This is a genomic window from Rhodococcus sp. NPDC019647, assembly GCF_044389235.1.
Classification (GTDB): domain Bacteria; phylum Actinomycetota; class Actinomycetes; order Mycobacteriales; family Mycobacteriaceae; genus Rhodococcus_F; species Rhodococcus_F oxybenzonivorans.
In genome coordinates this window covers 106986-119799 of the sequence record NZ_JBIRXS010000009.1, presented here as the reverse complement: position 1 = coordinate 119799, position 12814 = coordinate 106986, and the positions used below count along the sequence as shown (strand labels likewise).

Sequence of the window (12814 nt, the reverse complement as noted above, 5' to 3'; positions counted from 1 at the left end):
CGACTGGGTCATGGTTACATGAAATCGAAGGCGGGGGGCACCGCAATCATGGCGACGGCGGCCCACCCGCCGTACACGGGCAGATATCGGGTTTGCCAGCGCTCGACAGCGCCGAACCCGCACCGACCGCGGACGAAGCCGAAACCGAGTCGAGCGGACCACACCAGGTTGACCAACAACACCACGTTCAGTCCCAGCGCGGTCACTTTGTTCGGTGTGAAGCCGAATTCCGCGATGCGACTGAGCATGGCGGTCAGCATCAGCACGTCGACGGCGAGTGCGCTGACGACGAGGACGACTTGCAGCTTGTCGAACAGGTCGGGAGGTGCCAGTGGATCACGTGCGGAGATCGCGTACAACAGCAGGCCGAGCACGAGCACGAGAATGAGATCCATGAGGATGAGCAGATCTCGGTCGACGCCGACGACGCTGCGGGCAGCCGCGAACGCTGTCAGCAGTGCCAGCAACATGAGAATGGTGAGGGGTGTGAACACGCGAGTGAGCACGGGGGCGATGTTCTCGATGACGTCCTGCTTCGCCTCCACGAGCCAGGCTGCCACGAGAATCGCGCCGGCAATGCCGAAGGGAAGGATCCACTGCTCGATGACCCACTCGACATCGAGGTCCAGGGAGGCGAATGCGCCGACAGTCAGGCCGATCAGCACTCCGCCACCGAGCGCAAGCAGGGCCATGTAGACCACCCACTCTCCGGTGAACCGGACGAAGTCCATGCGGCGTCCTTGGGATCGCCAGTCGCCACCGACATAGGCCAGCCCGGCGACGAACCACAGCGCAATGGGCGCGTGGATCGCCGCGATCACTTCCGTCGACCCGTTGTCGACGAACGGAAAAAGATTCAGGACGAGTGCCGCGACCGCGAAGGGCACGGCGAGGAATGCGGCGCCACGCACTGTCATCTTCCGTTTCCACGCGAAGTATGCCGTCAGGAACGGAAGTACGAGGAGGCTGATGTTTCGGGCCAGGGCAAGTTCGGGCAGCCACTCCATGCCGGCCTTGACGGCCAGTCCCGCTCCGACGGCGAGGGCCAGGACGACGCTCAGTTCGCGCTTGGAGGAAGTGGTTTCGGGTTCCGCGGTGGCCGGCATAAGCACCAGTTGCTTCCACAGCCGGTCGGAATGCTCGAGCGCGAACTCGCGGGAGATCGCGTCGAGGTTGCCCATACGTCCGACGGCGACGAGGAAGGCCTCGGCCGCCGTCAGCCCGACCGCGGAGAGGTCGGAGACCTGATCGCGGAGGTGACCTTCCATTTCGTCGACATCGGCACTCGAGATCACGCGGTGGCCCCGAACGTAACCACGCCACTGGCCGATCTGCGATTCCAGCTCTGCGTCGGTATCCATCACGACCACCCCTCGGCGGCGGCCGGCGGAAGCTGAGCCGACTGCCACACTCGATGCAGGGCTTCCGCAACGACGTTCCACTGCATGCGCCGGTCGGCGAGCATGTCCCTGCCGGGATCGGTAATGGCGTAGTGCTTACGCCGCCTGCCGTTCTCGGCCGTGCGCCAGGTTGCCGTGACGTACCCTGATCGCTCTAGGCGATGCAGGAGCGGGTACAGCATCCCGTCCGTCCACTGCATCCGCCCGCCCGACAACTCGTTGACGCGCTTGATGATGGCGTAGCCGTAGGACTCGCCGTCGGCGAGAATGCCGAGCACGAGCGGGGTGGCCGAGGCTGCCACCAAGTCTTTGTCGATGAACATCCGACCTCCATACCTAGTTCCTCTAGGGTTCGAAATTGACCCTAGCAGATCTAGGTATGAAGGGAGCTCCCTGATCTCCGGATGATTCACTGTTCTCCGGGTGATTCGATTCGATCGAGCAGCCACCGGGGTCCGACTGTGCCGGCCCCGAGCGCCTCGACCCGAGCGCGGAGTCCGCGATCCGCCGTCACCACCCTGACCGGCCGGTCGCTGTTCGTTTCGACCGCTTCAGCCACGATCCCGACGATTGCGTCATCACCGGATTCGTCTGCCCGCACCACCCGCAGCTGTTGCGAATTCACCTTCGCCTCGTCGGCGACCGCGACTCGCGCAGCGCCTTCGAGCACGGCAATCACCTCGGGTGGTTCATCGAGGCGTTCCTGCCACCGGGCCAGATTCACGAGCAATCGCCGGGCGGCACCGCCGCGATCACGCCACCAACCATCGGGCCTGGAACCGACGACGTTCGCGGCATCCACCACGATGAGAACGGATCTGGCATCGGTCATGAGCGACGGTTCCCACGCGTCGGCACGGGGGCGCTCAGTCCTTGCCGGAGTCTTCGACCTTCTCGATGATTTCGGCGCCGAGGACCGACAGTCGGTGTTCCTCGGCATCCTGCACGGTGCCGAAGTCGTGCTCTTCCAAGACGTTGTGGTCCTTGTCGAGGTATCGGTAGGTTGCCATGTCCCCACGATGGCACATCGAGTCTGCACATGCCGGTGAGTCAGCCCTTTCGCCGGCGGTCGCGAAGTAGCAAGCTTGAGGTGACGAGTCCAGTATCGCGAGGAGCAGTCATGCACGTAGCAGTGGGAGACCGGTTGCACGTCCAGGGCAGGGTTGTGGGAGCGCACGCGCACACCGCCGAGGTCGTGGAGGTACATGGGGAGAACGGCGAACCGCCCTACCTGGTCCGGTACGACGACGGTCACGAAGCGCTGGTGTTTCCAGGGCCCGACGCCTGGGTGGAACATCCGCAGTCGTAGGGCATCGACGCGTGGGTGGACCACGGTGACTCACCGCATTGGTTGCAGGGGCGCTGCTTCCAATGCGGTTAGCATGAGTTTGTGCTGGAACCGGTCAGAAGGACCTACAGTTCGCCGCTGCGCGCGGAGTCGGCGCGCCGCACCCGCGTCCTCGTCCGGGATGCTGCGGCCCGACTGTTCGTGGACCGGGGTTATGTGAGCACCACGGTGCGCACGGTTGCCGAAGCAGCGGGAGTCGCAACGCGGACGGTGTTCACGGCGTTCCCGGGTGGGAAGGCCGAGCTGTTCCACGAGGCGCTCGCCGCCGCCATCGAGGGCGGCGACGACAGCATGCCGACCGCGTATGCGTCTGCCTCTCGCGACGGCGATCCGGTCGAACGCATCCTCGACGAAGTGGTGGGGTACGGCGCTGACGTCCTCGAACGGGCTGGGACTCTCATGTTGACGTCGATCAAGAGTTCGGGCGCCGACGAGGACATGAGGCGATTCGCCGAGGAGGGCGCCCGAGCGTCCGCCGCGAACGCGATGACCCTTGCCGAAGGGCTTGCCGCGCACGACCTGCTGCGACCGGAGATCTCCGTGCAGCGAGCGGCGGACGTGCTCTTCACCGTCGTCTCACCCCAGGTTCATTCCATGCTTCGGCACGACTGCGGGTGGGACATCGACGAGTACCGCAACTGGGTCAAGGAGATGATCAGGGCAAGCCTGCTCCATTGACCCGGAACGCTCTGTGGTTTCATGGGCGCAGTAATTCCATGGACACAGTAATTCCATGGACACAGTAATTCCATGGACACCGTTGTTTCACGACACGTCATTCCGTGGGACACCGCGCTCGGCATTCCCGGCGCGCTTCGGAGGGGGAATCTCGGTGCCGTACTTTGTCTTCGGTCTCGTCACTCTGCTGTTGTGGGTCTATTGCCTCGTCGACGTAATCACGCGGAACGATTCGGATATTCGGCACTTGCCCAAGATGGTGTGGCTGCTGATCGTGCTGCTCCTGCCGACCGTCGGGTCGTTGGTCTGGTTGTTCGTCGGCCGCGGTGCGGTAGTCCGCAGACCGGGCACGACAGGCGGGTTCGGCGAGTACGAGCGTCCCGGCCGTCACGTGGCACAGAACCCGGACGACGACGAAGCGTTTCTCCGCCAGTGCCGCGAACGCGCCGAAGAGCAACGCCGTATCGCGCGACGCCGGAGGGAAGAGTCCGGCGAGCCCTGAGGCTGCGCAGCGGTTACGGAAGCAGGACGAACTTCCCCGCAGGATGGGGACCGGCAAGTTCGGTGTGGGCGCGTCCGGCCTCGGCCAGCCAGTACGTCCGGGCGACCCGCACCTTGAGGTCGCCGCGATCCGCGAGATCGACGACCACCGAACGGAGGCGTCTTCGCACTTCTCGACTGGTGGGATTCTTGCCACCCACGCCGAGGAAGCCGGCGTCGACCGCACGCGGTACTGCCAGGGTCGTGACCATCCGGGACGGGTCGCGTACCGACGCGACGGACACGTCGACAGCCTCCTCGCCGCCGACCGTGTCGATGACGGCGTCCACGCCGTCCGGCGCGAGGACGCGGACGCGATCTGCAAGACCGTCTCCATAGGACACCGGGGTGGCGCCGAGCGACCGGACGTAGTCGTGATGTCCCGGCCGGGCCGTGCCGATCACCGTCGCGCCCCGGCCGCAGGCCACTTGGACGACGCACGACCCGACAGCGCCGGCCGCTCCGTGGACGAGAACCAGATCTCCCGAACCGACCTGGATGACGTCGAGTGTCTCGACTGCGGTCGTACCGGCCACCAGGAGCCCGGCGGCCTCGTTCCACGGGAGCGAGGGCGGTTTGCGGACAACGGAATCCGCGCCGACGACGAGTCGATCCGCGTACGCCCCGTCGACCGGGTAGGCGATCACTTCGTCGCCGGGTGAAAGGGGCCCGTCCGGACCCGTCGCATCCTCGCCGACCTCGACGATCACGCCGGCCGCCTCGGCACCGAGGCCCATCGGCAGGGAATCGGGATTGGTGCCGAACGCGCCGCTGTACCGCTTGTAGTCGATGGGATTGACGCCGATCGCCCGGACTTCGATCGCGACCTCACCGCGCGCCGGCGGCACCGGGTCGACCTCCACGACAGTGAGGACCTCGGGACCTCCGTAACCTCGGGCAACGACGCGTCGCGTCATGACCCTGGCAACTCGGCTACCGAAGTTCGGCTTAGCAGGGCCACCGGGTAGCGATCGAACAGGCTGGACAGCCGAACGTGGCCGGACTCTACGTTCTCGGCGGTCAGCAGGTTCGTCCACGAACCCTCCGGCAACGTGAATCCGGTGTCGCCCCAACCGCGTTCGCTGAGCCGGACGCTGTGCCGGGTCGCGAGAGCGATGACATCCTGGGCCGCACCGGATCGGCCTCGTGCGAAGCCGATCAGGTGGGCGGCCGCACTTCCCGAGGCGAACACCGGTGTGTACGTGTCGAAACTTTCGGGACGTGTTCGGCGCAGCCTGAGTGCGGTACGAACAACGTGGAGCTTGGCCGCGCCGGTGGCGTCGACAGGAGGGAGGTCGAGTCCGTCGAGCGCGCGTCGGCGAACGTCGTAGTCCACCAGGCGCCGGTTGTCGGGGTCGACGAGCGAGTCTTCCCACAACTCCGTTCCCTGATAGACATCCGGTATCCCGGGTCCACAGAGCTGGAGCAGCTTCTGGCCCAGAGCGTCCGACCAACCGTGGGGTGCCAGCTGGGTGCAGATCGAACCGAGGGCGTTGCCGACGGCACCGTCGATCACCGTGTCCAGCCAGCGATGGAGATCGCGTTCGAATTCTTCGTCGACATCGTTCCAGGATGTGCGGGTGCCGGCCTCGCGGACCGCCTTCTCGGCGTAGGCGTGGATGCGATCGCGGAAGTCCGGAACGTCCGCGGCCGCGCGGCCGTCCACCGGCCAGACCCCGAACAGGTTCTGCCACAGAAACAATCCGAGGGCCGGGTCGGGACTGGGGGCGATGCGCTCCCATTGATCCACGCACTCTGCCCACAGGCTCGGCACCTGGGACAAGACGCCGATACGTGCGCGGACATCCTCACCGCGCTTCGTGTCGTGGGTGGACAGGGTGGTCATCGCCCTCGGCCACCGCGTCGCCCGCCCGGCGAACGCCAGGTGGAACTCGGCGGGGGACACGCCCACCGTCGCGGGATCACCACCCACTTCCTGGAGCGAGACGAGGCGAGCGGTGCGATAGAACAGGCAGTCCTCGACGGATTTCGCCATGACCGCACCGCACACCTGGTGGAACCGCGTGGCCGCCTCACCCCCACGAATGAGGGCCGACGCCAATGCCGCCAACGGCTCCGCCATGCGCGGCGCTTCGGCGACCACGCTCCCGATAACCCGGTGCGCCAGGCCGGCGAGGGGACTGTAGTCGGACCGGTACACGGGCATGGCCGCGACCACCGCGATGACCGCGTCTCGAACGTCCTCGACGACGTAGTCGCCGTCGGCTTCCCGAAGGATCGCCCGCACCAGCCGCCGGACCTCCGGAGCGAGCATCGTGCTCGCCACTTCTCGTTTGATCTCGGGTTCGCGCTGTCGAAGCCAGGCGCTGTCTCCCCGCTCTTCGGTTCGGGCCGCAGACAGCGCAGTCAGCGCGGGCGCCCCGGACGAATCGAGGAACACCCCACCCAGTTCGGCCAGCGCGTCGTATCCGGTGGTGCCGTCGATCGGCAGGTGATCGTCGAGTGGTTCCTCATGACCCAGGATCTTCTCGATCACGAGCCACCGATCCGGGCCGATCATGGCGCGGAGCCGGTCGAGGTAACCCGCCGGATCGGCCAGCCCGTCGGGATGGTCGATGCGCACACCGTCGACGAGGTCGTCCGCGATCCAGCTCTGCAGCTCGCGGTGTGAGGCGTCGAACACGCGTGGGTCCTCTTGTCGGATCCCGGCGAGATCACTGACCGCGAAGAACCGCCGGTAGCCGATGATTCCCGAGTTCCACGGGACCAGGCGATACGACTGCGCCTCGTGCACGGCCCGCGCGTCTTCCGAGTCGGTGCCCGGGGCGATCGGGAAGCGGTGCTCATAGAACGCGAGAAGCGGTTCTTCGCCTGTGTGGTCGACCGTGAGCGAGTCGAGGTCGGAGTCCGATCCCAGAACGGGGAGCGCCAGCTTCCCGTCCGCACCGTTGTCCGGCCGCCAGTCGATATCGAAGAAGTCGGCGTAGTCGGATCGCTGTCCGTGGGTGAGAACGTCCCACCACCAGGCATTCTCGCGGGGGTTGGCGACGCCCACGTGGTTGGGAACGAGATCGACGACGAGTCCCATTCCCCGCCGGCGTAGCTCCTCGGACAGGGCTGTGAGAGCCTCCCGACCACCGAGTGCCGGGGACACGGTCGTCACATCGGTCACGTCGTACCCGTGTGTCGAACCCTCGCTGGCGGTGAGGATCGGCGACAGGTAGACGTGCGAGACGCCGAGGTCGTCGAGATAGCCGGCGACCGCAGCGGCGTCCGTCAAGGTGAAGGCGTCGCCGCGCAACTGGAGCCGATAGGTCGCGGTAATCGTCGGATTCCCCATGCTCGCCCGGCCTCAGGCGGTCCGTCGCAGCACGACCAGCGAGCGCGCCTCGACCTCGAGCGGCTTCCCGGCCTCGATCACCGCGTCGTTCGACCCCGTCGGCACCGCGGTGTCGAGCACCACGGTCCACTCGTTCGCGTAATCGGAGTTCGGCGTCGAGAACTCGATGGCGTCGTCGTGGGCGTTGAAACACATCAGGAACGAATCCCCGACGACCCGCTCGCCGCGATGATTGGGCTCAGGGATCCCCTCGCCGTTGAGGAACACGGCCAGGGACTTGCCGAACCCGCTGTCCCAGTCCGCGGGTGTCATCTCCTCACCGGACGGGGTGAGCCAGGCGATGTCCCGAGTCTGGTCCCCGCTGCGGATGGGGGTGCCATCGAAGAAACGTCGCCTGCGGAACACCGGGTTCTTGGCGCGCAGGTCGATCACTCGTTTGGTGAACTCGACGAGGTCGGCGTTGGTGTCGACGAGCGACCAGTCCATCCACGACAATTCCGAATCCTGGCAGTACACATTGTTGTTGCCCTGCTGAGTCCGGCCCATCTCGTCGCCGTGCGCGATCATCGGAGTGCCTTGGCTGAGCATCAGGGTGGCCAGGATGTTGCGGCTCTGACGGCCGCGCAGGTCGAGCACCTCGGGGTCGTCCGTCGGTCCCTCGACACCACAGTTCCACGAACGGTTGTGGCTTTCGCCGTCGTTGTTGTCCTCGCCGTTGGCCTCGTTGTGCTTCTCGTTGTAGGAGACGAGGTCGCGCAAGGTGAATCCGTCGTGGGCGATGACGAAGTTGATACTCGCACCGGGACGGCGGCCCGTCGCCTCGTAGAGGTCCGAGGAGCCGGTGAGGCGGGAGGCGAACTCGCCGAGGGTGGCGGGCTCACCGCGCCAGTAGTCCCGAACCGTGTCGCGGTACTTGCCGTTCCACTCGGTCCACAGTCCTGGGAAATTGCCCACCTGGTAACCACCCTCGCCGACGTCCCACGGCTCGGCGATGAGTTTCACCTGGCTGACGATCGGATCCTGCTGCACGAGGTCGAAGAAGGCGGACAGTCGATCGACGTCATGTAGTTCCCGGGCCAGCGTGGAGGCGAGGTCGAAACGGAAACCGTCGACGTGCATCTCGGTCACCCAGTAGCGGAGCGAATCCATGATCAGTTGCAATGTGTGGGGATGGCGGGCGTTGAGGCTGTTGCCCGTTCCCGTGTAGTCCATGTAGTGCTCGAGGTCACCGTCGACGAGCCGGTAGTAGGCGGCGTTGTCGATGCCGCGGAAGCTGATCGTGGGGCCGAGATGGTTTCCCTCGGCCGTGTGGTTGTAGACGACGTCGAGAATCACCTCGATGCCGGCCTCGTGGAAGGCACGCACCATCGCCTTGAACTCGGACACCGCGCCACCGGGCTTCTCGGCGGACGAGTAGCCCGTGTGGGGGGCGAGGAAGCCGAAGGTGTTGTAGCCCCAGTAGTTACGCAGACCTTTGTCGAGCAGCGTCTGGTCGTGCATGAACTGGTGCACGGGCATCAGTTCGATCGCGGTGACGCCGAGATCGACCAGATGATCGATGATCGCGGGATGGGCGAGACCGGCGTACGTGCCGCGGAGCTCTTCGGGCACATCGGGGTGCGTCGCGGTCATCCCCTTGACGTGGGCTTCGTAGATGACCGTCTCGTGATAGGGGCGTTTCGGCGCCCGGTCGGTGGCCCAGTCGAAGAACGGGTTGATCACCACGGTCGTCATGGTGTGGCCAAGCGAATCGTGCCCGGGCAGGGGAGAACCGGGGTCGTCCTCGTTCTGCTCGGCGCCGTTCTGCACGTCTTCGTCCTGGCCACTGTCGGCCGCGGCAACGCCCTCGGCGTCGGTGCCGGCCCCGGGGTCGGCGTCTTCCGCCGGCTCGGGCAGATCGATGTCGTACGAGAACAACGACCGATCCCCGTCGAACTCCCCGTCGAACGCCTTGCCGTACGGGTCGAGGAGTAGCTTGCTGGGGTCGCAGCGATGTCCCGCCGCGGGATCCCACGGGCCGTGGATGCGGTATCCGTACCGCTGTCCGGGTTCGACGGTCGGCAGATAGGCATGCCAGACGTACCCGTCCACCTCGTCGAGACGCACCCTGGTCTCGGTTCCGTCCCGGGCGATGAGGCAGAGGTCGACCGCCTCCGCGACCTCGGAGAAGACCGCGAAATTCGTCCCTGCGCCGTCATAGGTGGCGCCCAGTGGGTAGGCCGTTCCGGGCCACACGGGGATGTGTGTGGTGCCGATCTCGTCGCTGGCAGTCATGAGAAGAACATTAGCCCGCGGCGCCCGGGCGCTCAGCTCGAGGCGAGAGGGCTTCCGGCGTCGCGCGAGCTACCTGCCGCGGCAAGCATTCCGGCTGTGATGTTCCGCACGTCGTCCCCGGTGGACACGTAGGGAGGCATGGCGTAGATCAGGTTGCGGAACGGTCGAAGCCAGACCCCGGCGTCCACCGCCGCGTCGGTCGCCGCCTGCATGTCGACGGGGTCGGTGAGTTCGATGACGCCGATACCGCCGAGCACCCGCACATCCCGCACGCCGGGCAGGTCGCGGGCAGGAGCGAGGCCGGACTCGAGTCCGCGGTGCAGCGCCGCGACCTCACCCCGCCAGTCGCGCGCGAGCAGCAATTCGACGGCGGCGACGGCGACAGCGCACGCGAGGGGATTGGCCATGAACGTGGGACCGTGCATCAGTCCACCGGCATCCCCGGCGCTGATGGTTTCGGCCACCTCGGTGCTGCAGAGGGTGGCCCCGAGCGTGAGGTACCCGCCGGTGAGCGCCTTGCCGATACACATGACGTCCGGGCTGACACCCGCGTGATCGGCGGCGAACAGCTCACCGGTCCGGCCGAACCCTGTCGCGATCTCGTCGAAGACCAGCAAGAGTCCCTGCTCGTCGCAGATTCTTCGTAGTTCCGTCAGGTAGCGGGAATCGTGGAAGCGCATACCGCCCGCACCCTGGACCACCGGCTCCACGATGACCGCCGCGAGCTCGTCGGCATGCGAGCGTGCGAGGCGCTCGAACTCGTCGACGTACTGCGGATCGAAGTCGCGTGGGGGCGGTCCTGCGAACACCTGCCGGGCGAGCACGTCCGTCCACAGCGAATGCATCCCGCCGTCCGGATCGCAGACGCTCATCGGGGCGAAGGTGTCACCGTGATAGCCGCCGCGCCAGGTCAGGAGCCGGTGCTTCTGCGGCTTGCCCCGGCTGCGCCAGTACTGCAGACACATCTTCACGGCCACCTCGACCGACACGGAACCGGAGTCGGCGAGGAAGACCTTGTCGAGCCCCTCCGGCGTGATGTCGACGAGCAGTCGCGCCAGCCGCGCCGCAGGCTCGTGGGTGAGACCCCCGAACATGACGTGGCTCATCCGCCCCAGTTGCTCCGCGGCCGCGGCATCGAGAACGGGGTGGCGATAGCCGTGCACTGCCGCCCACCAGGAACTCATTCCGTCCACCAGTTCGCGCCCGTCCGCCAGGACGAGGCGTGTGCCCCTGGCCTCGGTCACGACCAGCGGGGTGGTGGAGGAGGGAAAGGCGCCGTAGGGATGCCACAGCAGCGAGGCGTCGAGGGACGTGATCTCTTCGGCGGTCAGGCTGGGATGGGTCACGTTCGTGACCCTAGCCACTGGACGAAAAGGGGGCCCACCCGGGTTGAACACTGTTCAAGTCCCGTATCGTTCCGGAGGTGAGCAACGATCGCACCTTCTCCACGTGGCTTGACGACGTCGAGCATCGACGTCGCGCCGCCGGACTGCGCCGTGAGCTGCGTCCGCGGACGGCCGGAAGCGCACTCATCGACCTTGCCTCGAACGACTACCTGGGTCTCGTCCGTCATCCCGAGGTACTGCACGGAGCGATGACAGCTCTACGCAGATGGGGTGCGGGAGCGACGGGTTCTCGTCTTGTCACGGGATCGACCACCGAACACCAACTGCTGGAATCGGAACTCGCCGAGTTCGTGGGCGCAGAGGCCGGCTTGGTTTTCTCGTCCGGCTACACCGCCAACCTCGGGGCTGTGACCGCGCTGTCGGGGGCAGGGTCGTTGATCGTCAGCGATGCGGGCAGCCACGCCTCCCTCGTCGACGCCTGCCGGCTTTCCCGCGCCCGCGTCGTCGTCGCGCCGCACTCGGACATCGAGTTCGTCCGGGCCGCGCTGGCCACCCGGTCGGAAGAACGCGCCCTGGTCGTCACCGATTCGGTCTTCAGCGCTGACGGCGATCTGGCACCGCTCGTCGCGATGCACCGGGTGTGTCGCGACACCGGCGCCGTCCTCGTGGTCGACGAGGCCCACGGTGTCGGTGTGCGCGGCGAGGGCGGGCGGGGGCTGGTCCACGAGCTCGGGCTCGCGGGCGAACCGGACATCGTGATCACTGCGACACTATCGAAGTCCCTTGCCAGCCAAGGCGGTGCAGTCCTGGCCTCCGAGAAGGTGCGCGCCCATCTGATCGACGCCGCCCGCACCTTCATCTTCGACACCGGTCTGGCGCCCGCCGCGGTAGGAGCGGCGAGGGCGGCGCTGTCGGTGCTGACACGCGAACCGCACCGCGCGGCTGCCGTGCTCGACCGCGCGCGGGACCTTGCGCGTTTCACCGGCGCCGCGACTCCGGAATCCGCCGTGGTGTCCGTGATCCTCGGTGATCCTCAGCGCGCGGTCGACGCGGCAGCCGCATGCCGGGAGCTGGGTGTGCATGTCGGGTGCTTCCGGCCGCCGTCGGTGCCGGAGGGCACGTCGCGACTGCGACTCACCGCCCGGGCGACATTGGACGAAAAGGAATTGGCGCTGATCGAGACGGTGCTCACCAGCGTGGTGGCGGGAGCCTCGGCATGAGTGTGCTCGTGGTGACGGGAACGTCGACCGATGTGGGCAAGACCGTCGTCACCGCCGCACTCGCTGCGACGGCTCAGGCCGCGGGCCGTTCCGTCGCCGTGTGCAAACCGGCGCAGACGGGCGTCGCCCCGGGAGAGCCGGGTGACCTCGCCGAGGTGACCCGGCTGTCCGGTGTCACCGCGGTGCGGGAACTCGCGCGTTATCCCGAGCCGCTCGCCCCCGACACCGCGGCCCGACGGAGCGGTATGCCGCTGCTGCACTGCGCCGACGTGGTGGCGGCGGTCCGGGCGCTCGATGCCGGGCACGACCTCGTCCTCGTCGAAGGTGCCGGTGGTCTCCTGGTCCGGATGGGGGAGGCCGGGTTCACGCTCGTCGACGTTGCGCGTGCGCTCGATGCGCCGGTCGTCGTGGTCGCGGCCGCCGGGCTCGGCACCCTCAATCACACCGAACTGACCATCCGGGCCATCACCGGTGCCGGGCTGTCCTGCGCCGGCACGATCATCGGGTCGTGGCCCGATCACCCCGGGCTCGCCGAGCGCTGCAACCTCGTCGACCTGCCCGTCGTGACGGGAAGCGGCGTGGTCGGCAGTGTGCCCGCGGGCAGTGGCAGCCTCGACGCGGAGACGTTCTCCGCAGCAGCACCGGGTTGGTTCGACAGCGGTTGGCGGACGTCGGTGCTCACCGGAAACTTCCTGACCGGACACTGA

At 66.9% G+C, this 12814-nt stretch carries 13 protein-coding genes; 5 read left to right on the top strand and 8 right to left on the bottom strand.

Going from position 1 to position 12814, the window contains the following annotated elements:
• Positions 1 to 14: 14 nt before the first annotated feature.
• The 4 genes from ACH49N_RS18795 to ACH49N_RS18780 all read right to left on the bottom strand — a co-directional run bounded on the left by ACH49N_RS18795 (position 15) and on the right by ACH49N_RS18780 (position 2410).
• Positions 15 to 1361 carry a permease prefix domain 1-containing protein gene (locus ACH49N_RS18795; RefSeq protein ID WP_358273850.1) on the bottom strand — a complete coding sequence of 449 codons (1347 nt, stop codon included), beginning with the start codon at positions 1359 to 1361 and terminating at the stop codon, positions 15 to 17.
• Positions 1361 to 1723: a PadR family transcriptional regulator gene (locus tag ACH49N_RS18790; RefSeq protein WP_159921761.1), complete on the bottom strand. Its 363-nt coding sequence runs from the start codon at positions 1721 to 1723 to the stop codon at positions 1361 to 1363. Before ACH49N_RS18790 ends, ACH49N_RS18795 begins: the two co-directional genes overlap by 1 nt.
• A gap of 86 nt (positions 1724 to 1809) precedes the next feature.
• Positions 1810 to 2232, bottom strand: a complete 423-nt coding sequence (locus tag ACH49N_RS18785; protein WP_250774253.1) for a hypothetical protein — start codon at positions 2230 to 2232, stop codon at positions 1810 to 1812.
• Positions 2233 to 2266: 34 nt separating this feature from the next.
• On the bottom strand, positions 2267 to 2410 hold the full coding sequence (locus ACH49N_RS18780) for a hypothetical protein (RefSeq protein ID WP_201453563.1): 144 nt from the start codon (positions 2408 to 2410) through the stop codon (positions 2267 to 2269).
• Positions 2411 to 2520: 110 nt separating this feature from the next.
• Here ACH49N_RS18780 and ACH49N_RS18775 point away from each other — a divergent pair, with 110 nt between their 5' ends.
• The 3 genes from ACH49N_RS18775 (at position 2521) to ACH49N_RS18765 (ending at position 3928) form a co-directional block, all read left to right on the top strand.
• On the top strand, positions 2521 to 2709 hold the full coding sequence (locus ACH49N_RS18775; protein WP_109329317.1) for a DUF1918 domain-containing protein: 189 nt from the start codon (positions 2521 to 2523) through the stop codon (positions 2707 to 2709).
• Between the two features lie 81 nt (positions 2710 to 2790).
• Complete coding sequence (locus tag ACH49N_RS18770; protein WP_358273851.1) at positions 2791 to 3426, top strand: helix-turn-helix domain-containing protein; 636 nt, start codon at positions 2791 to 2793, stop codon at positions 3424 to 3426.
• 55 nt (positions 3427 to 3481) lie between these two features.
• Positions 3482 to 3928 carry a PLD nuclease N-terminal domain-containing protein gene (locus ACH49N_RS18765; RefSeq protein WP_358273853.1) on the top strand — a complete coding sequence of 149 codons (447 nt, stop codon included), beginning with the start codon at positions 3482 to 3484 and terminating at the stop codon, positions 3926 to 3928.
• 13 nt (positions 3929 to 3941) lie between these two features.
• Here the strand turns inward: ACH49N_RS18765 and ACH49N_RS18760 are convergent, their stop codons facing one another.
• The 4 genes from ACH49N_RS18760 to ACH49N_RS18745 are packed head-to-tail and all read right to left on the bottom strand — an operon-like array spanning position 3942 to position 10887.
• Complete coding sequence (locus tag ACH49N_RS18760; protein WP_358273855.1) at positions 3942 to 4883, bottom strand: NADP-dependent oxidoreductase; 942 nt, start codon at positions 4881 to 4883, stop codon at positions 3942 to 3944.
• Positions 4880 to 7267: a malto-oligosyltrehalose synthase gene (gene treY / locus ACH49N_RS18755; protein WP_358273857.1), complete on the bottom strand. Its 2388-nt coding sequence runs from the start codon at positions 7265 to 7267 to the stop codon at positions 4880 to 4882. Before treY ends, ACH49N_RS18760 begins: the two co-directional genes overlap by 4 nt.
• Before the next feature lie 12 nt (positions 7268 to 7279).
• Positions 7280 to 9541: a glycogen debranching protein GlgX gene (gene glgX / locus ACH49N_RS18750; protein ID WP_358273858.1), complete on the bottom strand. Its 2262-nt coding sequence runs from the start codon at positions 9539 to 9541 to the stop codon at positions 7280 to 7282.
• A 32-nt stretch (positions 9542 to 9573) separates the two neighbouring features.
• A complete protein-coding gene (locus tag ACH49N_RS18745) occupies positions 9574 to 10887 on the bottom strand; it encodes an adenosylmethionine--8-amino-7-oxononanoate transaminase (protein ID WP_358273860.1) in 1314 nt (437 codons plus the stop codon).
• A 77-nt stretch (positions 10888 to 10964) separates the two neighbouring features.
• Between ACH49N_RS18745 and ACH49N_RS18740 the strand changes: the two genes are divergently transcribed.
• Positions 10965 to 12107 carry an 8-amino-7-oxononanoate synthase gene (locus ACH49N_RS18740; protein WP_358273862.1) on the top strand — a complete coding sequence of 381 codons (1143 nt, stop codon included), beginning with the start codon at positions 10965 to 10967 and terminating at the stop codon, positions 12105 to 12107.
• Positions 12104 to 12814, top strand: a complete 711-nt coding sequence (gene bioD / locus ACH49N_RS18735; RefSeq protein ID WP_358273863.1) for a dethiobiotin synthase — start codon at positions 12104 to 12106, stop codon at positions 12812 to 12814. Before ACH49N_RS18740 ends, bioD begins: the two co-directional genes overlap by 4 nt.